This is a genomic window from Evansella sp. AB-P1, from assembly GCF_029688925.1.
Lineage (GTDB): Bacteria > Bacillota > Bacilli > Bacillales > Salisediminibacteriaceae > Evansella.
Window position 1 is genome coordinate 138,966 of record NZ_JARUKY010000001.1, and the last position, 20,363, is coordinate 159,328.

Consider the following 20,363-nt stretch of genomic DNA (forward strand, 5'->3'; position numbering starts at 1 on the left):
AAGAACAATGAATTTACAAGATTTTGTTAATGAAACAATAAATGAAATAGAAAATTTTGATACAAAAAATGAGGAATGCATAAAAGAGGTAGTAAGGAAAGCCATTGTTTTCTATAAACTTCATTCATATGAAGAAATAGAAGAAACAGATGAAGGAACAATTTGTTTAATTTATTTACATTCAATCATCGAAGAAAACCTATTATCTAAAATTGTAGCGTTTGCAATAGATAGTGATGTCCATTTAGATGTAGAAGGATTGTATCAAGGGAAAGTCATTAGAAATTTTTAATTATCACACTTTTATAAACGGCAAAAGGACTGATAAAACATGGTAACAAATACACTTTATTTAGGAGACGCCCTAAACGTACTAGAAAGACTTGATAGTGAGAGTGCTGCCTTGGCTTTTTTGGACCCACCTATGCATCCAATATATACGGAGAATTTTTATGCACCTAAAAGAGAAGAAGAAAAATCCATCGTTGCTTATTCTGAATATTTATCAAAGGTTTTTCAGCACACGAAAAGGATTTTAAAAAAGGACGGGCTACTATTCCTTTATTATATTCCAAATTCACCAATTAATTTTCGCTTAATTCTGGAGCAAGTATTTGAAAGGGGCTTTACTCCTCCTTTGGAACTAACGCTTAACCACCAAATTAACTTGAAGCCAAAGGGCCTTCTTTATGATTATGATAGTATTTTAGTATATAGCAAGTCCGGTCTGTTTCATTTAAACGAAGTAACTAGACCGTTAAATAGTGAAGAAATGAAGCCTTATAGATGGAAGGATAAGAAAGGGAACTATAGATTACGGCCGTTAATGATTCATTCTGTTTTTCAACATGGCAGGTTTGAATGGAAGGGAATGACACCTCCTGAAAACAAAAGCTGGAGTTTTAAAAAGGAGAAGCTTGATTATTTTTACAAGGAAGGGTTAATAGATAGTTCAACAGCTGTTCCAATGTTAAAAGAATATGCGACAGAAACTAGAGCAGGTACAAATTGGAATGATTTAACCACAAGAGTTCCGTTAAACGAAATGGTCTCAAATAATAAGAAAATATCAGTTGGGCAAAAACCACTTAGCTTAATGGAAAGAATCATTACATTTGGATCCAATGAAGGAGACCTTATTCTTGATCCATTTGCAGGCTTCGGTACCACGCTAATCGCTGCAGAAAAATTTAAAAGAAGCTGGATTGGTGTGGATTACTTACAGGATGTTATGGAGGTTACAGAGAAAAGGCTTAAAGACGACCTTGGTCCAACTGTTTCTTATACACGTATTGAAGAAAGTGAATTAATTAAATCAAAGGAGCCTATTTCTCTTACATTTAAAGATATTGTTGTTCATACAAAGGAAATTGCTGCTTTACAGGTTCAATATAAAAAGCTAACAGATAATTTATTTAGACTAAAAGAGTTATTGAAAATGGAAGGAAGTACAGAAGAGGAAATTATTAATCGTATGGAGGATTGGATAATAAACGTAAATCGATTTTCTGAACGTGCCCCAATTGAACAATTAGCAAATGCAGAAAGGGAATTAGAAGCTTTTTTCGGTCGCTTTTGGGAAAACGGAGTGTTAGAAAAGGATACGATGAAGTATTTAAAGACTTCTGAAGTTATTTACAATAATATGGATCACACGATTTTTGATAACGAGCTTGATTTCTCCCCTGCTGTTATTACGTTAACGAAAGCAATTGAAAATGAGTTTTATTGTAAAGTGTACAAGCCACTTGTAAGCTATTGTTCAGAAAGGTTTGGGCATCGGAAAGACGATTTAAAGAAATGGCCAAAAACTTTAGTGGTAAAAAATAAATTTGGTTTAACGCAAAGAACCTTTACTTTCGGAATGATTGTCCATATTTTGTTCTTCAATTGGGATAACAAGGGAGATTATATGAGCATAAAAGCAATTGTGAAAGAAATAAATTTATTCAAAGATAATGCTGATATTTTTGACAACAGTAAAAGATCCGTTTTAGAAAACCAGTTTAAATCAGTTCTCAATCATAGAAACAATATTGCACATAAGGATTATATTCCAGTTACAGACGCAAAGGAATGTAGGGAAATTATTTTATTTGAGAAGGAGCTATTGTTAAGATTATTAGAGATGCTCAAATAATAACTAGAACGAAGAAATACAGTTAGTGGAGAGCAAAGCTAGACAAATATACAGAAGTTAGAAGGGGTATTTGTGACAACGGTTGTAACAGAAGAAGTACCGAGCTTTAATCGTAACTTAATCGTAATTGTCCTCCTAGCTGGTGGATTTGTTGCCATATTAAATCAAACATTAATGGCAATCGCAGTACCATACATTATGGTTGACTTTCAAATTACGGAGAACTCGGCACAGTGGGTAACGACTATTTTCATGCTTGTAAATGGAATTATGATTCCCATAACAGCGTTTTTAATTGAGACATTTACGACAAGGAAATTATTTTTAACTGCTATGCTATTATTTGCTGTGGGAACAATTATCTGTGCTTTTTCACCAACCTTTAGTATTCTTATAGCAGGAAGAGTTGTACAAGCGAGTGGAGCTGGTATTATTCTACCATTAATGATGACACTGCTTTTAACCATTTTTCCTGTTGAAAAACGAGGGGCAGCTATGGGACTCGTTGGATTGGTGATTTCCTTTGCACCAGCTATTGGGCCGACTGTCTCAGGTTATGTTGTGGAAAATTATCCGTGGCGAGTTCTTTTTTTTATCATTATGCCCTTCATTATCATTGATATCATTCTTGCTTACTTTTTATTAAAGAATGTAACGAAACGAACATTTCCGAAGGTGGATTATTTATCCATTGTCCTTTCCACTATTGGTTTTGGAGGATTATTATATGGATTTAGTAGTGCTGGTAATGTAGGATGGAATAATGTATTTGTTATCGGTTCATTATTAGCTGGAGCCATCTCTATAACGTTTTTTATACTCCGACAATTCAAGTTAAAGCAGCCTATTCTTGAATTTAGAGTATTTAAAAATCGAACTTTTGCATTAACCACAATCATAGGTGTTGTTATTTTCATTGGGTTAGTAGGTGCTCAAACAATTTTACCAATTTATATGCAAAACATGGCTGGTTTTTCTGCCATGGAATCAGGACTTATGATCTTTCCAGGGGCACTATTAATGGGATTAATGTCACCGATTGCAGGTCGTATTTTTGATAAAATAGGTGCTAGAAAGCTAGCGATCACAGGACTAGGCATCATGACTGTGACAACCTTTATGTTTACAAACCTGTCTGAATCAACCTCCTTTACCTATTTAACTGTAGTCTTTGCTATTCGTATGGTAGGGATGACATTGGTGATGATGCCTGTGACTACGGCTGGACTAAATCAATTGCCATTACGATTAATTCCCCATGGTACAGCCATGAACAATACAATGCGGCAAGTGGCAGCATCTATAGGGACAGCGATGCTGGTGACAATTATGACGACTACGGCACTTCAGACGGGTGCAACTGCTACTCCAAATGAGATGATTCATGGTGTGAACATTGCCTTTTTAGTTGCTACTATAATTACATTAGTAGGTTTTATCTTGTCCTTCTTTATTAAGGGGACAACCCCTGCAGAGGACAGGAAAGTAGCAAAAGAAGACATATAAGAACGAAGGTGGGAGGGGGATATCCCTTTCCTTGATTAAAAGGGGGATAGTATAAAGGTGGAAACAACAACAGATCGACAATCGAAACTCTTCTCTGATATAAAGTCTTTGTTTAAGGCTTTAGTTTTAATATCCAATGTGGTTCCAGTTTTGACTGGATTTTGGTTAGCGCTTTTTATTACTAATAGTCCATTTATCGATTATTGGGGGCTGTTTATCATTACTATGATCGGAAGTACTTTCATGATGGGTGGAGCTCTTGTCATCAATAATTGGTATGACGTTGATATAGATACCTTGATGGATAGGACAAAACAACGACCAACTGTGACAGGGAGTATACCTCTTCCTGTTGTCTTGTGGATAGGAATTATTTTTTCCATCATTGGCTTTATCTTTTTATTTTTTACTAATATTGAGGTAGTTCTCTATGCTCTTGTCGGTTGGGTTACGTACGTTTTTCCATATACGATGTGGTCAAAAAGGAGATATACCATTAATACTGTGATTGGGAGTGTATCAGGTGCGGTAACACCACTTATTGGATGGGCTGCTATACAACCTGGCTTACACCCTATTCCGATTCTGTTATTCCTACTAATCTTTATTTGGCAAATGCCACATACGTATGCAATTGCCATGAGAAAGAGTGAGGAATATCGTGCAGCAGGAGTTGCTATGCTTCCAGTTGTGAGAGGGTTTAGAGAAACGAAATGGCATATGTTTGTTTATGTTCTTTGCTTGTTACCTATCCCATTTTTCTTATGGGAAATCGGTACATTCTTCGTGGTCATTGCAACTATATTTAATTTAGGGTGGATAGGGTTGAGCTTATATGGTTTTAGAGTAAAGGATGATTTTAAGTGGGCGCGAGTAAGCTTTTTGTACTCTGTTAATTATTTAATGATTTTATTTATCTTGATGATCATCGTAACATTGCCTGTTTTTCAATAAAAGAGAATGAGATTTTATGATATTAAAACTACTATCGTCTTATTAAAAGATGGTAGTAGTTTTTTGTTTGATGATTTATAAAATGTTGACTCTTCGAAAGTTATCAAGGGTTTGGGATACAGAGGAAGTGATCGTTTATCTTATATGTTGCCGTAAATGAAGAAAAGAAGGTTTGCAGGAGAATAGAAGCCGTCCAATGATCCTGCAAATGGAAAAAGAGGTTTTCAGGAGTATAGGAAGGGTCCAATGAGCCTGCAAATGGAGGAAAGAAGGTTTGCGGGAACGGAGGAAGGGTCCCCCGATCCTGCAAAGGGAGAAAAGTAAGTTTGCGGGAACGGAGGAAGAGTCCCCCGATCCTGCAAAGGGAGAAAAGTAAGTTTGGGGGAACGGAGGAAGAATCCCCCGATCCTGCAAAGGGAGAAAAGTAATTTTGCGGGAACGGAGGAAGAATCCCCCGATCCTGCAAAGGGAGAAAAGTAAGTTTGCAGGAACGGAGGAAGAATCCCCGATCCTGCAAAGGGAGAAAAGTAAGTTTTGGGGAACGGAGGAAGAGTCCCCCGATCCTGCAAAGGGAGAAAAGTAAGTTTGCAGGAACGGAGGAAGAGTCCCCCGATCCTGCAAAGGGAGAAAAGTAAGTTTGCGGGAACGGAGGAAGAGTCCCCTGATCCTGCAAAGGGAGAAAAGTAAGTTTGCGGGAACAGAGGAAGGGTCCCCCGATCCTGCAAAGGGAGAAAAGTAGGTTTGCGGGAACGGAGGAAGAGTCCCCCGATCCTGCAAAGGGAGAAAAAGCGATTTGCAGTAACATAGAAGCCCCCATCTGCTCGAAGTCATATATCCTGCCAGCTAAAAAAAACAAAAAGCGCTTTTACATCCAGAACATTCATTTCCTTGTCGCCAGAATCAAGACAACAAGTTTACGTCGTTGCCTACAGGACGTCCACTGTACCTAGGCGTAACGGGCCCTTTGTGCTTTTCTAATTTTTGAACATTTTTCAACATTTCCACATCCTTCCTGTAACTTTTTTTCTTAAAGGTGATGCACCTCACCTCCAGGAGAGACATTCTCCATTAACATAAAGGTAAGAAATGAATATAAGGGAGGTTGATGAGAATGGCAGAACGGAAACTGATGGAAGAAGAGAAGACAGAATCTAAGTTTGGGGCTTCAATGGGTACATGGGTTTCGTTAGGGATAGTTGGAGGATTTATTGTTTTAACGTACATTCTATTGTTTGGGGTGTACATGGCGAGATTATAGGGAGGGATAAACAATGAAAATGCATCTTGATGAAAAAATTTGGCTAATATTAAGCTTTGGAATGATAATGTTATTTACTATTTTTACAGGCTATCAAACTTTTGTATTAGGTTTAGGACCACCAAGTAATATGGAAACAATTGATCCACAAAAGGTGGAGGAAACAGCACCTTTTGATGCACCAGGTGTATATGAAATTGGTGAAAATGAATATGAAGTAGTCATGATATTAGAGATTTTTAGATTTAATCCAGGAGATATCGAGATTCCAGCCGGCTCTACGGTACATTTTACGATGACGTCGAAGGATGTTATTCATGGAATCCAAATTGCAGGAACAAATATGAACGCCATGGTAACACCAGGACATATTCAAACAATTACACAAACCTTTCATGAACCAGGGGAGTATTTAGTGTTATGTAATGAATATTGCGGTATTGGCCATCAGCACATGGCTACTACTATAACGGTGTATTAAGGGGGGGAGAAAGATGGATACAGCACGAAAGCATTCATTTAAAGAAAAAGCGAATAAAATGCTCGGGATAAACCCGCAGGATGCACTATTATCGAAAACATTTATGCTCGTTTCATTTGCGGCATTGTTAATTGGAGGAACGTTAGGGTTAATCCAAGGATTAAATAGAGCAGGGTTGTTTGATTTACCAAGTTGGTTTACGTATTATCAAGTGCTAACAGCACACGGAATATTATTAATTCTTGTATTTACATCATTCTTTACTACAGGTTATTTCTTTGCTGCTCATTCCCATGTGTTGGGTGGACTAATTCCTAAAGTAAGAAAGATGGCGTGGATAGGGTTTTGGCTGAAAGTAGTTGGTCTTGTTGTAGCGGTTATTCCGATACTTATGAACAATGCAACAGTTATGTTTACATTCTATCCGCCAATGGCAGCTTCACCAGTCTTTTACTTCGGTCTCGTTTTTATTGTCTTAGGTATTTGGTCGTGCGCCTTCGCTTCCTTTATTCAGGTAGCTAATTGGCGTAAAAATAATAAGGGACAGCACCTTCCAATTTTATCTTATTTTGCAACAGGGGTTTTCGTACTCTTATTCTTTGGAAGTGTTCCTGTAGCAATTGAAGTTATTGTGTTGATTATTCCTTGGTCTATTGGTTGGGTTGAAACAATTAATGTTATGCTTGCTCGAACGCTGTTTTGGGCCTTCGGACACACTCTCGTTAATATTTGGTATTTGACAGCCATTTCTGCTTGGTATGTAGCTGTACCGAAAATTATTGGGGGAAGAAGATTTAGTGATACATTAACACGTGTTGTTATTGCATTATTAGTTATTTTAAACATTCCAGGAGGATTCCATCACCAAATTATTGACCCAGGTATTACGGAATCAGTGAAATATTTACACGTATTTATGAGCTTGGCTGTTGGTTTCCCATCATTAATGACAGCTTACGCAATGTTCTCTGTATTTGAAAAAACATCTAAGAAAAAAGGTGGAACAGGAGTTTTCGCTTGGTTCAAAAAGCTTCCATGGGGAGACGTTCGTTTCTTGGCACCAATGCTTGCCATGATCGCATTTATTCCAGGGGGAGCTGGAGGAATTGTACAAAGTACGAACCAATTAAACCAAGTAGTCCATAATACGTTATGGGTTGTAGGGCATTTCCATTTAACACTTGGTACAACAGTTGCTCTTACCTTCTTTGGGATTAGTTATTGGTTAATTCCATTTATCTCTAAACGAGTATTAACACCAGCAATTAATAAAATTGGGGTCGTTACCTCTATACTTTGGATATCAGGTATGGCATTTATGTCTATTGCCATGCACTGGGTTGGTGTATTAGGTTCTCCGCGAAGAACGTCCTATACAACTTATGGAGATAATGCAACAGCTTTAGGTTGGGACCCATATTTAATGTTCTTAGCAGTTGGTGGAACATTGTTGATGGTAGCAGTGCTTCTGCAAGTATATGCAGTTATCCAGATGATGTTCTTTGCACCAAAAGGAGATACAGAATTCCCTGTAGCTGACGTAGAAGATAACGCAACGAAAACGCCTTTCTGGACAGAAAGCTGGGGACGAATTATCGTTATCATGCTACTAGTCATTGCAATGGGTTATGTTGTTCCGTTAGTTGAATTTATCACCAATGCACCACCGGGATCACCACCATTTAGAACATGGTAATAGAGTTATAGATAAAGAGATAGCTTACGGGCTATCTCTTTATCTAAAGTTTACTTTGGGAAGTGATTAAATGATGAAACATAATAAACATACGATTATCGCTTCTTCTGTCGTACTTTTATTTGGACTTTTCTTGTTTTATATCGGGACAGACGGGTTTCGAGCATATACTGCTGAAACTGCAAGAGTATATCAGTTAACACAGGATCAACCACAGTTTCCTAATGTAACGTTAGAGGACAGTAATGGAAAAATTTATCCTATTTCTGATTTAGAAGGTAAATATGTTTTTATTACCTTTATGTATACTGCCTGTACCACCGTATGTCCTGTATTAGAAATGAATATGGGGCAAGTATATGATCGAATTCCCAGCAACTATATTGGGGAAGATATTATATTTTTAAGCATCAGCTTTGATCCAGAGAGGGACGATCCAGAAACATTGGATATGTATAAAGATAACTATTATGCAGACGGCGAAACATGGAGGATGGCAAGAATTAATGATGAAACAGAGCTAGAGAATTTACTGGAAGCCTTCGGTGTTATTGTTATTCCTGATGGAACAGGTAACTTTGGACATAACTCTGCTTTCTATTTTGTCAACCGAGAAGGAACACTTATTGATGTAATGGACTTTACGAAGATTGATGAAGCCGCTGAACGTGTAATATCCGAACTTAAAGAGGATGAGGGGGAATAAAAATGAATCAATTTACAATCGGTTTGTTGCTATGGATTTTTATGATTCTACCCCCTGTTTCCAATCTACTAGAATCGATTATGATTATGCACATGCATATGCAGATGCCGTTGTTAGTCATTGCTGGCTTTTTGATGGCAAAATATTTTCAACAAAGATTTCCTCACTTTTTTGAAAAGTGGAACAGTAACGGCTTTCCGGGTATGTTGTTGTTTATTATTATCATGGTCTATTGGATGATTCCGAGAACGATGGATGACGCTTTAGTATTAACAAGCGTGCAGGTTTTTAAGTTTATTAGTTTACCATTTCTAGCGGGTATTCCACTTCGAGATAGTTGGCCAAAGTTAAGTAAAGCTTGGAAAATCGTCATAATTACTATTTTTACCTTAATGTTTTTTGCAATGGGCTTCCTCTATATCTTTTCACCGGAGCAACTATGCAATAACTATTTAGTTATTGAACAAGTGACGTTAGGCTGGGGCTTTATTACGATGGCCATTTGTATGGTGATTTATTTACTATATGATGCCATTGTGGATCCTGCTGATTATAAATAGAAATTGAAATAGAAAAAAAGTGCCGTACCTTTTGATGAGTGTTTTTCGTCAGGGGGTGCGGTGTTTTTTTATGTATAACACAACAAGTTAATAGAAATTTCTGAAAATACCTAAAAAAATCACAAATGATTCTATAAATGAAAGCGTTACCATTGTGTGGTTCCTCCTTTACAATAGTGATAATTAATGTAGAAGGAGGTAAGGGGAGGGTATGTCTAGCTTAAAAAAACTCGCACTTGGTTTTGATCGGCTTTTTGAAATTTTTGCATTGACTGCATTATCATCCTTAGTCATTATCGTAACCATTCAAGTTTTTACAAGGACATTTGGTAATTTCGTTTACTATTGGTCTGAAGAAATAACGTTACTACTATTAATTTGGACCGCTTTTTTAGGTATTGCCATTGGATTTAGAGAAAAGCTACATTTATCAATGGATTCCATTGCTCGTCGTTTACCACCACCCATACGGAAATATCTTTCTCAGGTAATCATTGTAACCGTATTTATATTTGGACTATACTTGCTTGTTTACGGTTGGCAATATGCTGATTTGATGCATTCAAATACTTTGTCAGCCACTGGTTGGCCTCGTAGTGTCCAATATTTGATTGTTCCCATATCAGGCGCAATGATCTGTGTTTACTCTACCTTACAATTCTTTGGTATCGATACACGAAGACACATAGGTTTAGATGACGACGAGGAGGTGGATTGATATGTCAGGAGTATTAGTCTTGTTCGTTAGCTTTACAATTTTATTACTTTTAGGATTTCCAGTTGCCATCGTACTAGCTTGCTCTACATTAATTACGATGTGGTTTTTGGATATTTCATTAGCTACTGTAGTTCCTAACCTTGTACAAGGTGTTAATTCGTATACGTTATTAGCAGTTCCGTTCTTTATTTTAGCAGGTCAGCTCATGAGTGAAGGTGGTCTTGCACTACGATTGATCAATATGGCTCACCTTTTTGTAGGAATGATTCGTGGTGGATTAGCGATGGTGAACTGTTTTACGAGTTTACTATTTGGAAACATCTCTGGTTCAGCAGTAGCAGACGTATCTTCCGTCGGATCAGTAATGATTCCAATGATGAAAAAGAAAGGTTATGATAAGGATTATACAGTGGCAGTTACCGCATCTAGCTCCATTCAAGGGGTCATTATGCCTCCAAGCCACAACATGATTTTGTATGCATTAGCAGCAGGTGGTGTCTCCATTTCTTCCTTATTCCTTGCTGGTATTGTACCTGCATTTATTTTATTGATTGGCTTGATGACTACTGCTTATATTATTGCGAGAAAAAGAGGCTATGAAAAAGGAGAGCCTGTACCACTAAGAAAAGCACCAAAAATTTTGTTAGACGGATTTTTATCTTTAATGACAGGAGTAATTATCCTTGGGGGAATATTTTCTGGTCAATTCACTGCAACAGAGTCTGGTGCAATAGCTTGTTTATATGCGTTTATTCTCGTGTTTTTTGTGTATAGAGAAATTCCATTATCACATATTTGGGTAATTTTGAAGAAAACGTTTAGAACTGTATCCATGGTTTTATTTTTAATTGCAGCCTCAAAGGCATTTGCATTCATATTAGCCTACTTACAAATTCCAGGAATGATAACGGAGTTTTTCTTAGCCTTATCAGATAATCCAGTTGTTATTATGTTAATTATTACTGTACTTTTGTTACTACTCGGAGCACCGATGGATATGGCTCCACTCATTTTAGTTATGACTCCGATCCTTCATCCAGTTGTTGTTGGAACATTAGGGATGGACCCAATACACTTCGGAATAATCATGATTCTAAATTTAGGAATCGGACTGATCACTCCTCCAGTAGGGACTGTATTGTTCACAGGTTGTGCTATTGGAAAAGTATCCATAGAGAAGGGAGCAAAAGCGTTAATTCCATTTTATTTAGTGATGGTCGCCATATTATTACTATTAACCTTTGTTCCAGAAATTGTGATGTGGCTTCCGAATAAGTTTGGATAATGTTCTAAAAAAATCACAAAAATATATAAAAATATTGACCTACCACTGAAAGCGTTTTCAAAATACAATAGTGTTAGATTTTAAATAGACTGAGTATTTAGTAAATTTAGAATTATCAATGCGTCGATTTATTGTTCTTCTACATTTACAAAATACTTAAATCTCATCTATTAAAAATAAGGAGGCCATCAAAATGAAGAGAAAAGGTGTATTGTTTTTATTGTCTACTGTCCTGTTAGCTCTATCTGTTCTAATTGGTTGTTCCGGTAGTGGTGGGAATAGTGAAACAGGCGGAGGTAGTGGAGATGATGATAAGCCGACCTATGAATTTAGATTAGCAGAAACACATGCTCCAGATTATCCAACAACCTTAGCTGATAAGCATTTTGCGGAATTAGTTTTTGAACGTTCTGATGGACGAATAAAGATTGATGTATTCCCATCTGCAGCTTTAGGGGAAGAAGCTGCAGTCATTGAACAGGTTCAGCTTGGCGCTATTGACTTTACAAGAACAAGTGCAGGTCCATTAGCAGAATTCAATAAAGACTATGCCGTGTTTAGTTTACCTTATATTTTTGATAGTGATGAGCACGTGTGGAATTTTCTACTGAGTGAACATGGGGATCAATTGCTAGATAGCTTAGAAAGTTCTAGCATGATTGGGTTAGCATATTATAGTTCAGGAGCTCGCCATTTCTATTCAACGGATCCTGTTACGAGCTTAGAAGATTTACAAGGGCAAAAGATCCGTGTTCAACAAAATGCTGTAAATATTGACTTGATAGAGGCACTTGGTGCAAGTGCAACACCAATGGCTTTTGGTGAGGTATACAGTGGTTTACAAACAGGGGTAATTGATGCGGCAGAAAATAACTATCCTAGTTATTATTCTACAGGACATTACGAAGTTGCCCCACACTATATACTAGATGGTCATCAGCGTGTCCCAGAGGTATTGATGGTATCCTCTAATACATGGGATAAATTATCTGAGGAAGACCAAGAGATCATTCGTACAGCAGCAAAGGATTCTATTGATTTCCAAAGAGAAGAATGGGCAAAATTTGAAGAGTTAGCTGAGGAAGAAGTTCGTGCTGCTGGTGTAACGATTACAGAGGTAGAGGATGTTTCAGTGTGGCAAGAAGCTGTTCAGTCAGTATTAGAAAAGCATGGTGAAGAGCATCGAGAGATTTTAGATGCTATCGATGCATCGCGACCGTAAATAATAGATTACGAATAACAAACGAGAGGCTCTTTTCAAATAGAGTCTCTTGTTTGTTCCTTTCATTCCAACTATATTTATATTATAGGAAACATTATCAGTTAAGTAGGTGGTTAATTTGATATATAAGAAAAAGAATACATTTTTGAGAATACTACTAATGATTGACCGACCATTAACTGAAAAAATGATCGTTATTTTTACTGTCATTGTAGTTGTTCCTTTAATTACTGTAGGGTATATATCTTACATGCACTCTTCAAAAGTGTTGGAACATGAAGCAAGAGAATATAACTGGCAAATGATAGAACAAGTAAAAATGTACACGGAAGATTATTTGCGAGACTATGAAATTACTACATTAAAAATCGTAAATCATCCAGATACAATTGATTTTTTACGAATGAGTAGTGAGAACGAAATGGAAGAAAGGGGCATGAATCAATTAATAACGAATGTATTAAGGAATCATGCATTTTCGCAATCTGATATAGCAAACATTACTTTAGTCCTTGAAAATAAGGCAATTGTAGACTCTGCTGGGTTAGCTAATAGAGAGACAGCTTCTCAGTTAATGGAAGAATCATGGTATTCAACAATTACAGGTGTAGGAGGACCAAGTATCGTTAGTAGGGTTATCCAATGGCACGGTAGAGAGCTACCGGTGATATCTGTAGTTAAAAGAATAGCAAATCCTCAAACACTTCAACCTTTTGGTATGCTTATTATTGACTTAAATTATCAACGGCTTAGAGATGTTGCAAGGCAAATAACCCCTGGAAAATCAGGTTATTTGTTTATCGTTGACCAAGAGGGGAGATATGTATATCATCCCTCAACAAGCAAAATAGGTACGGAATATACAACAGAGTATCAGGAACTTATGCAAGGAGAAACGTCTGGGTCATTTTTGAACTCCTATAAGGAACCTGATTTAATTACATATAGTCAATCGTCGCAATTAGACTGGACGCTAGCTACAGCAACACCTTTTCATGAAGTAACAGAAGGAATTGATTATATAAAGGATATAATTTTTAAGACGGTAATTATTTCACTCCTAGTTGTATTTATAATTGCATACAGCTTTTCCACAAATATATTACGCCCAATTAAAAGACTTCAAAAATATATGCAGCGTGTAGAGGATGGGAATTTTTCAAGAAGAGTACCAGTAGAATCAATTGATGAAGTTGGACAATTGTCTGATGGATTTAATAAAATGATGGATCAAATTTCATCATTAGTACATGAAGTATATAATGCTCAAATAAGAGAGACGGAATTAAGGTTACGTCAAAAAGAAACGGAGTTAAAGGCATTACAGTCTCAAATGAACCCTCATTTTTTATACAATTCCTTAGAAACAATTCGGGGGATGGCTTTAGAAAGTGATAAAGATGATATTGCAACAATCTCCTCTTCCATGGGGAAACTGCTACGATACAATCTTAGGGAACAGAATAATATTGTAAAGATTGAACAAGAAAAAGAGATGATCCAGTTATATTTACGGATTCAAAAATATAGATTTGAAGACAAAGTATCCTATAATATTAACCTACCAGACTGGTGTATGGAACAAAGGATCTCACGCTTTTCATTACAACCGCTAATTGAAAACTGCATTGTCCATGTTGTAGAGCCTTGTGCTGGACGTACAATGATAGAAGTTACTGCAGAAAAGCAATCTGAAGCCGCCTTTGTACTTTGGATAAAGGATACAGGAAAAGGGATGACCACGGAAATTATAGAACGGTTGCAAAAGGATTTAGATAAAAAGGATATTTCTACTGGTGGCTCCCATATAGGAATGGTGAATGTCCACAGGAGGAATCAACTTAACTTTGGAGAAAAGTATGGACTTGTCATTAAAGACACTAATGGAAATGGCACAGTAATAGGTATTCATCTTCCTTATGACAAAGAAGTGGAGTGAGAAGCATGTATGATATTTTACTAGTGGAGGACGAACGATGGGTTCGGACAGCAATCCGAAAGGTAATTGAAAAAACAGGGCTTCCTTTTCGAGTAGTTATGGAAGCGACCAACGGAATGGAAGCGCTTAACTGGCTGCAAATTCATACAGTATCTCTCATTGTAACAGATATTCGAATGCCATTAATGGACGGACTTGCATTAACAAAGTACATTCGGGAGAAGGATATACGTTCGGACATTATTATTGTAAGTGGACATGATGAATTTAACTATGCCCAACAAGCTATTCAATCAGGTGTTTTTAATTATTTACTTAAACCTGTTGAACATAAGGATATGGAAGATTGCTTAAAAAAATGGATGGAATTGAAAGAAGATCACAAAGAAGTTCGAACAGAAGAAGAAATAAATGAAGAACTATCGTCTATTGAACAAGTAATTCGAATAATAAGGCAAGCCACTCCAGGGAGTATTAGTCTAAAAGAAGCTGCCAATCAAGTTCATCTCAACGCAAGCTATTTAAGCCAACTATTTAAAGAGCAGACCGGTAAAAACTTTAACGAATACGCTAAAGAGGTAAGAATGTCGGAAGCAAAGAATCTTTTATTAAGAACATCATTACGTATATCAGAAGTAGCAGAACGACTAGGTTATTCAGACCTTGCATATTTTACAAATTCATTTAAAAAGTTCTATGGAACAACTCCATCAAAATATCGAAATGATAATAAATAATAGTTCATAACCTTTTTTAGAGGTTACTAAAATTTGCTCGATATGTAGCGTATAAATTAATGCATATTTTAAAAACTGAATATTTATAAATTTCACGCAACAACTTATTTGGATGTGATATTATAAATATATATATTGATATATCAGATATCAATGAATTGTAAGAATGGCTTTTTAGTAGATAGAAAATTTTAGTAGTCATCATTTCGAAAACTAGAGGAGATGAATGAATTGGTTAAAGTAGATTCAAAGGAATTAAGAAAATTTTGTACAGAAGTGTTTGCACAATCGATCCCCTATGAAGAGGCAGATGTTGTATCTGATAATCTAGTAGAGGCGGATTTACTAGGTTTTCATTCTCACGGTGTTTGTAAAGTGGCAGACTATTTAAAACGAATGGAAGATGGATTAATTGAAAGGAAAACGGATTTAACGTTAGATAAAGAAACACTAACTACTGCAGTATATAACGCGAATAATGGATGGGGGCAGTATGCTTCTGTAAAAGCAATGAACACTGCCATTAATAAGGCTTTAAAAAGTGGAAGTAGTTTTGTAGGTGTAAGAGATTCCAATCATTTTGGCATCACTTCTTATTATACGAAAATGGCAGCGGAAAAGGGATGTATAGGAATCGCAACCACAAATGCATCTGGACTAATGGTACCTTTTGGATCAAAAGAACCATCTTTAGGTACTAATCCTATTTCCTTTGCAGTACCCGTTGGGGAAGGAAAAACACCCGTTGTGTTAGATATGTCCACAGGGAATACAGCGAGAGGGAAAATTACGTTAGCTAATAAAATCGGTGGAGAAATTCCTGATGATTGGGCAATAACAAAGGATGGTGAACGTACGACAGACCCTGCTAAAGCGTTGGAAGGGTACCTACTTCCAATGGGACCAAAGGGTTCTGGTCTTGCCATCATTGTTGATATTTTATCTTCCGTTTTAACAGGGGCTCTCTTTGGTAGTAATGTCCCTAGAATGTATGAAGATCCAGAACCGCAGAGACTAGGTCATTTCTTTGGTGCCATTGATATTACTTCTTTCATGCCGTTAGAGGATTTCTATAAACGGATGGAGGAACGTGTAGAGCAAACAGTAAATAGTGAACCGATGGAAGGGTTCGAACGTGTATACATGCCAGGTGAATTAGAAGAAGAGAAGAAAAGGAAGCAATTGAAAGAAGGAGTCCAATTATCTAATGAAATTTATGAAGAACTAAAGAGGACTGGACATCAATACGGTGTTGAAATAGATGAGTTTATAAAGATGAAAGTATAATAGGCTGTTTGTATTCCATACTTACATTTTCCCAAAACCAAAGGAAGAAGCATTTTCTAATACAATGCTTCTTCTTTTTTTATGTATTTGAATACTTACAGATGTTTTTATATTCAGAAAATACAGTTTTTACATTCATCAGTCGTTCATAATTGTTTCTTATAATCAATCTTGTATATGTGGATTTTCCTGAAAAAAGATTGTCTCACACTTTTTTACATTTGTTCATTGAAATGATTTCATAACTTTGTAAAAAAGGCATAAATTTATAGTGAACAAGCCATAGGAAATCAATTATGAATGTGCGAGGTGAAAAGCCTTGAGGGATTTTAAAATAAAAAAGATATTTCTTTTAACAGGAACGCTAGTCACTGTTTATATTCTCTATGCTCTGATAGCTGGAGTATTTATTTTTGCTTTTCATGATCATGAAAATAGTAGCTATATGGAGTCATTGGACCCAACGCGTTTCTATGGGGAGAAAATATCTCAAGATAGAGTAGTTCTTGTGGAAGATAGATTTGAGTCAGGAATAGCCCGTATAAACGTGATTGAAAATGCTCAAGAGAGTTTGGATTTATCTTACCATACGGTGCATGCTGGGACTTCCAGTGATATTTTGTTTGCCAGTTTAGTAGATGCAGCAGACCGTGGTGTTCACGTGCGAATTCTCCTCGATGGTTTATTTCACAATCTACGGGGGGATTTGAAGGATGTTATGTATTCTTACTCCTATCACCCGAATATCGAATTGAAGTTCTATGAACCATTAGATGTGTTACGTCCATGGACTTGGAATAATAGACTACACGATAAAATGATACTTGTTGATAATGAACTAGCGATGATTGGTGGTAGGAATATAGCAGATAAGTATTTTGGTCCAGACGGGTATAATGGTGCCTCTAACGATCGAGACGTTCTTTTGATTAATACTGACTTAGGAAATTTTGAGGATAGCGCAATTTATGCGATGAAAAACTATTTTGATGATGTATGGAATCATGAGTTTTCCTACTATGCTGTATCAGAACTGACGGAGAATCAGGAAAGAAGGGGACGGAATAGAACGGAGGAATTAAGGGTACTTCTTGAATCGATGCATGAATCCCATTCAGATTTGTTTCATCAAGAAATTAATTGGTTGGAAAAATCTGTGCCAACGAATAATGTAACGTTCATTCACAATCCTATTGAACGCTTAAATAAGGAACCGTGGGTTTGGTATGAAATTACAAGCTTAATGGGCATAGCAGAACAATCTATTTTTATCCAAAGTCCATACATCATTCCTACAGATAAGATGCTACAGCATGTAAATCAAGACGAAATCTCTGTAAAGGAAGTGAGTTTCCTAACGAACTCCCTTGCGGCTACACCAAATGTACTGGCTTACTCAGGCTACCGAATGCATCGGGAAACTATTGCTAGTTCCGAAGCGAATGTGTATGAATTTCAAGGTCCAACAGAATCACTTCATGGAAAAACATTTATCTTTGATAATCGAATCAGTGTTGTTGGTTCCTTTAATGTAGATGCGAGAAGTGCGTATCTTAGCACAGAAGTAATGGTGGTAATTGATAGCGAGGAGTTTGCTGATCAATTAAACAGGGAGATAGACCATTATATTCATGAGGGAAGTCTTCAGGTTAGTCCAGATGGGAGCTATCATCCTCATCCTTCCGTTGCAGAAGAGGAAGCTTCAGTAGTAAAAAGGTCAGTTACAGTCATGTTATCATGGATTACCAGATTTTTAGATTATATGCTATAACGTTAAGGTAGGGGGAGAAACATTTCCTAATGGGTTCCGTATCCTATCGCAAAATTGTAAATTACAATTGAAAATGTAGGCTAATTTGTATCCGTATTTGCATCCTAATAACTAGCTCAAGTATGTTTTTCACTATATTTTTGATAGTATAATTCGATTGCTTCTTCAATATTTTTATTCCTAAGATTTTCTTTGATGATTCCCGTTTCAGATGGTCCAAACATAGCTTTAATTTCATCTGATGTAATCTCTCTATTATCGTACTCTTTAAAAACGGCTTGAAAGGCGTAAAAACAAACAGGTAACGTATCAGCAAGTGTACCATCAAAATCAAACAGTATCGCTTTAATAATTAACACATCCTTTATCACTAAAATATCCTTCAAAAGAAAAACTACTATCTACTGAACTTATAAAATGTTACTATTCTATATTTGTATAAATGGAGTCTTCTACATTTGGAAGTAACTTATAAATACTTTTATTTAATTGTTTTTCCAATTCATTTTTAATGGAGTAAAATCCTTTCCAATGTAATGAGGTATGTGAATTTGTACCATGACGTAAGCCAACAGAAACCAGCCTTTTTTCGAGTGTGGTAAAGCCTTCAGCATCAGCAAGAGCATCACATAGAGTAATTACTTTATTGTAAATATCGTAATCTTTATTTTCATTAAGGATTGCAACCAATTTTTCCTACATATATTTTGAAACAAGGTTCCACTCAGCAGCATTTTCAATATTCTCATTTTTACACGGAAAGGAATGTGTGACACATATAATCCCATTACCAGTAAAACCTTTATATCTACCTATATCATGTAATAAAGCTGCATTGTACCCTAAGTCAATATTAAGGTCGTACCCACCTTCACTTAATTCTAACAAGATGTTTTCGGTAGCATTAGCAACATTAATAGAATGATTATACCAAGGTCCTGGGTTTTGTCGATTCGCCCATTCAAGTAGTTCTCTAGCATAGTTTCTATCCAAAATATATTTCATATTTTCACTTCCTATTAACTTGATGCACTTCTTTTTTAGTCCCTTCAAAAGTAGAACTGCAACATTGCAACTCTTAATTTAGCTAACTTTGCATTAGTTAGTTTAAGTAAATTTCCTCATAAAAGCATTTATTCGTCCGTAAAAAAAATATATATTTACCGATATTAAACTTTTGCTTTTCTCTTTTTATATCCTATGAAAATAATACCTGCCAGTAATGCTAAACCTATTAGTACATAAAACGAAGGATGTAAAACAAAAAAAGTAGTGTCTTGATATTGGTAAGTTGCAGTCGCATAACCCATTTAAATCAGCCCCTCTTCTAAACTTGTTATGGCAATTATAACAAAAGTCTTTTGATGAACTTCCCTTTTAGTTTAACATTATTATCCAGTTCATAGGTCTTTTCTGTTCTTGCGAAAACTTAAAATGATTGACAAATGGTTCATCTTTGTTAAATTTGATCAAAAGATTTTTCGTTTATTTCAACGAATATATTATAATGAAAAGAGGAGGTGGATGATATGTTTGAATTAGAAGTAAAGGGCGGGAATGTTGTTAAGATATATAAAGATCAGTACGAAAAAGCCGTCGTAGAGTATAATGGTGTAAATTATGACTTAGAATCCATGATAAATCTTATCGAGGAAAAAAGAAATAGCTCATCTGTAAGCGAAGCAGAAATTCAGCGGTTTGAACGTGATCCAGAAATGCGTAAGATGGTTGAGGATTCTGAACAGGACATAGAGCAAGGCAAAGTACATTCAACTAAGGATGTATTAGCCAAAATAAGGCGCGGAGAAATTTAAATGAATGTTGAATGGACCGAAACAGCCTTAAATAAATTATCACAAATCAAAAGCGATCGTTTTAGCGAAGTAGAAACCGCTGATTATAAAGAACATCTTGTTCTTGAAATAGAAGAGAAAGTCATTACCACTGGAACATTATTTCCTTCTCGTAATTACAAAAACAGATATTATATTAAAGTTAAACCTTATATAATATCCTTTAAATACTTTCCAAAAAAAGAAGTTTATACGATTATTGCTTTTCAACATGAAAAACAAAATAAAAAGTATTAATTAAACTGGATAA

The 20,363-nt window shown here is 36.1% G+C and carries 20 protein-coding genes and 2 pseudogenes; 19 read left to right on the forward strand and 3 right to left on the reverse strand.

The genetic code is table 11. From position 1 onward, the window contains the following. The first annotated feature begins 7 nt into the window (after nucleotides 1–7). The 17 genes from QA612_RS00615 to QA612_RS00695 all read left to right on the forward strand — a co-directional run bounded on the left by QA612_RS00615 (nucleotide 8) and on the right by QA612_RS00695 (nucleotide 18,260). Nucleotides 8–292: a DUF6407 family protein gene (locus tag QA612_RS00615; protein WP_278281796.1), complete on the forward strand. Its 285-nt coding sequence runs from the start codon at nucleotides 8–10 to the stop codon at nucleotides 290–292. A gap of 39 nt (nucleotides 293–331) precedes the next feature. After that, nucleotides 332–2,140, forward strand: a complete 1,809-nt coding sequence (locus QA612_RS00620) for a DNA methyltransferase (RefSeq protein ID WP_278281797.1) — start codon at nucleotides 332–334, stop codon at nucleotides 2,138–2,140. 72 nt (nucleotides 2,141–2,212) lie between these two features. Next, a complete protein-coding gene (locus QA612_RS00625) occupies nucleotides 2,213–3,646 on the forward strand; it encodes a DHA2 family efflux MFS transporter permease subunit (RefSeq protein WP_278281798.1) in 1,434 nt (477 codons plus the stop codon). Between the two features lie 57 nt (nucleotides 3,647–3,703). Then, complete coding sequence (gene cyoE / locus QA612_RS00630) at nucleotides 3,704–4,600, forward strand: heme o synthase (protein ID WP_278281799.1); 897 nt, start codon at nucleotides 3,704–3,706, stop codon at nucleotides 4,598–4,600. Between the two features lie 430 nt (nucleotides 4,601–5,030). Beyond that, a complete protein-coding gene (locus QA612_RS00635; protein ID WP_278281800.1) occupies nucleotides 5,031–5,183 on the forward strand; it encodes a hypothetical protein in 153 nt (50 codons plus the stop codon). Nucleotides 5,184–5,711: 528 nt separating this feature from the next. Further along, nucleotides 5,712–5,858, forward strand: coding sequence for a cytochrome c oxidase subunit 2A (locus tag QA612_RS00640; RefSeq protein ID WP_278281801.1), 147 nt, complete (start codon nucleotides 5,712–5,714; stop codon nucleotides 5,856–5,858). 13 nt (nucleotides 5,859–5,871) lie between these two features. Next, on the forward strand, nucleotides 5,872–6,339 hold the full coding sequence (locus QA612_RS00645; protein WP_278281802.1) for a cytochrome c oxidase subunit II: 468 nt from the start codon (nucleotides 5,872–5,874) through the stop codon (nucleotides 6,337–6,339). A gap of 13 nt (nucleotides 6,340–6,352) precedes the next feature. Further along, nucleotides 6,353–8,035: a cbb3-type cytochrome c oxidase subunit I gene (locus tag QA612_RS00650; protein WP_278281803.1), complete on the forward strand. Its 1,683-nt coding sequence runs from the start codon at nucleotides 6,353–6,355 to the stop codon at nucleotides 8,033–8,035. Nucleotides 8,036–8,108: 73 nt separating this feature from the next. After that, on the forward strand, nucleotides 8,109–8,741 hold the full coding sequence (locus QA612_RS00655; protein ID WP_278282103.1) for an SCO family protein: 633 nt from the start codon (nucleotides 8,109–8,111) through the stop codon (nucleotides 8,739–8,741). Nucleotides 8,742–8,743: 2 nt separating this feature from the next. Then, nucleotides 8,744–9,301, forward strand: a complete 558-nt coding sequence (locus QA612_RS00660; RefSeq protein WP_278281804.1) for a DUF1404 family protein — start codon at nucleotides 8,744–8,746, stop codon at nucleotides 9,299–9,301. 211 nt (nucleotides 9,302–9,512) lie between these two features. Further along, nucleotides 9,513–10,019 (forward strand): TRAP transporter small permease, encoded by a 507-nt coding sequence (locus QA612_RS00665; RefSeq protein ID WP_278281805.1) that lies wholly within the window; start codon nucleotides 9,513–9,515, stop codon nucleotides 10,017–10,019. 1 nt (nucleotide 10,020) lies between these two features. Beyond that, a complete protein-coding gene (locus QA612_RS00670; protein ID WP_278281806.1) occupies nucleotides 10,021–11,304 on the forward strand; it encodes a TRAP transporter large permease in 1,284 nt (427 codons plus the stop codon). A 193-nt stretch (nucleotides 11,305–11,497) separates the two neighbouring features. Beyond that, nucleotides 11,498–12,526: a TRAP transporter substrate-binding protein gene (locus QA612_RS00675; protein WP_278281807.1), complete on the forward strand. Its 1,029-nt coding sequence runs from the start codon at nucleotides 11,498–11,500 to the stop codon at nucleotides 12,524–12,526. Between the two features lie 118 nt (nucleotides 12,527–12,644). Next, nucleotides 12,645–14,465, forward strand: coding sequence for a sensor histidine kinase (locus QA612_RS00680; protein ID WP_278281808.1), 1,821 nt, complete (start codon nucleotides 12,645–12,647; stop codon nucleotides 14,463–14,465). A gap of 5 nt (nucleotides 14,466–14,470) precedes the next feature. Then, complete coding sequence (locus tag QA612_RS00685; protein WP_278281809.1) at nucleotides 14,471–15,202, forward strand: response regulator transcription factor; 732 nt, start codon at nucleotides 14,471–14,473, stop codon at nucleotides 15,200–15,202. A gap of 222 nt (nucleotides 15,203–15,424) precedes the next feature. Next, entirely contained in the window at nucleotides 15,425–16,489 is a 1,065-nt protein-coding gene (locus QA612_RS00690) for an Ldh family oxidoreductase (protein WP_278281810.1), read from the forward strand. A 319-nt stretch (nucleotides 16,490–16,808) separates the two neighbouring features. Further along, complete coding sequence (locus QA612_RS00695; protein ID WP_278281811.1) at nucleotides 16,809–18,260, forward strand: phospholipase D family protein; 1,452 nt, start codon at nucleotides 16,809–16,811, stop codon at nucleotides 18,258–18,260. A 122-nt stretch (nucleotides 18,261–18,382) separates the two neighbouring features. On the opposite strand, the pseudogene QA612_RS00700 reads toward QA612_RS00695, so the two are convergent. The 3 genes and pseudogenes from QA612_RS00700 to QA612_RS00710 all read right to left on the reverse strand — a co-directional run. Beyond that, a pseudogene (locus QA612_RS00700) lies at nucleotides 18,383–18,610 on the reverse strand (HAD family hydrolase); the annotation flags it as partial. Nucleotides 18,611–18,683: 73 nt separating this feature from the next. Further along, nucleotides 18,684–19,265, reverse strand: a pseudogene (locus QA612_RS00705) (HD domain-containing protein). Nucleotides 19,266–19,429: 164 nt separating this feature from the next. After that, nucleotides 19,430–19,570, reverse strand: coding sequence for an LPXTG cell wall anchor domain-containing protein (locus QA612_RS00710; protein WP_278281812.1), 141 nt, complete (start codon nucleotides 19,568–19,570; stop codon nucleotides 19,430–19,432). Between the two features lie 219 nt (nucleotides 19,571–19,789). Between QA612_RS00710 and QA612_RS00715 the strand changes: the two genes are divergently transcribed. Then, entirely contained in the window at nucleotides 19,790–20,074 is a 285-nt protein-coding gene (locus QA612_RS00715) for a hypothetical protein (RefSeq protein WP_278281813.1), read from the forward strand. Next, on the forward strand, nucleotides 20,075–20,350 hold the full coding sequence (locus QA612_RS00720; RefSeq protein WP_278281814.1) for a type II toxin-antitoxin system RelE/ParE family toxin: 276 nt from the start codon (nucleotides 20,075–20,077) through the stop codon (nucleotides 20,348–20,350). The last annotated feature ends 13 nt before the right edge of the window (nucleotides 20,351–20,363 follow it).

Excerpts from the sequence above, each read along its gene's own strand:
- QA612_RS00660 (WP_278281804.1), top strand. The coding sequence starts at position 8,744 with ATGAATCAATTTACAATCGGTTTGTTGCTATGGATTTTTATGATTCTA.
- QA612_RS00675 (WP_278281807.1), top strand. The coding sequence starts at position 11,498 with ATGAAGAGAAAAGGTGTATTGTTTTTATTGTCTACTGTCCTGTTAGCT.
- QA612_RS00645 (WP_278281802.1), top strand. The coding sequence starts at position 5,872 with ATGAAAATGCATCTTGATGAAAAAATTTGGCTAATATTAAGCTTTGGA.
- QA612_RS00690 (WP_278281810.1), top strand. The coding sequence starts at position 15,425 with ATGAATGAATTGGTTAAAGTAGATTCAAAGGAATTAAGAAAATTTTGT.
- QA612_RS00640 (WP_278281801.1), top strand. The coding sequence starts at position 5,712 with ATGGCAGAACGGAAACTGATGGAAGAAGAGAAGACAGAATCTAAGTTT.
- QA612_RS00620 (WP_278281797.1), top strand. The coding sequence starts at position 332 with ATGGTAACAAATACACTTTATTTAGGAGACGCCCTAAACGTACTAGAA.
- QA612_RS00665 (WP_278281805.1), top strand. The coding sequence starts at position 9,513 with ATGTCTAGCTTAAAAAAACTCGCACTTGGTTTTGATCGGCTTTTTGAA.
- QA612_RS00715 (WP_278281813.1), top strand. The coding sequence starts at position 19,790 with ATGTTTGAATTAGAAGTAAAGGGCGGGAATGTTGTTAAGATATATAAA.
- QA612_RS00650 (WP_278281803.1), top strand. The coding sequence starts at position 6,353 with ATGGATACAGCACGAAAGCATTCATTTAAAGAAAAAGCGAATAAAATG.
- QA612_RS00710 (WP_278281812.1), bottom strand. The coding sequence starts at position 19,570 with ATGGGTTATGCGACTGCAACTTACCAATATCAAGACACTACTTTTTTT.
- QA612_RS00670 (WP_278281806.1), top strand. The coding sequence starts at position 10,021 with ATGTCAGGAGTATTAGTCTTGTTCGTTAGCTTTACAATTTTATTACTT.
- QA612_RS00655 (WP_278282103.1), top strand. The coding sequence starts at position 8,109 with ATGAAACATAATAAACATACGATTATCGCTTCTTCTGTCGTACTTTTA.
- QA612_RS00615 (WP_278281796.1), top strand. The coding sequence starts at position 8 with ATGAATTTACAAGATTTTGTTAATGAAACAATAAATGAAATAGAAAAT.
- QA612_RS00685 (WP_278281809.1), top strand. The coding sequence starts at position 14,471 with ATGTATGATATTTTACTAGTGGAGGACGAACGATGGGTTCGGACAGCA.
- QA612_RS00720 (WP_278281814.1), top strand. The coding sequence starts at position 20,075 with ATGAATGTTGAATGGACCGAAACAGCCTTAAATAAATTATCACAAATC.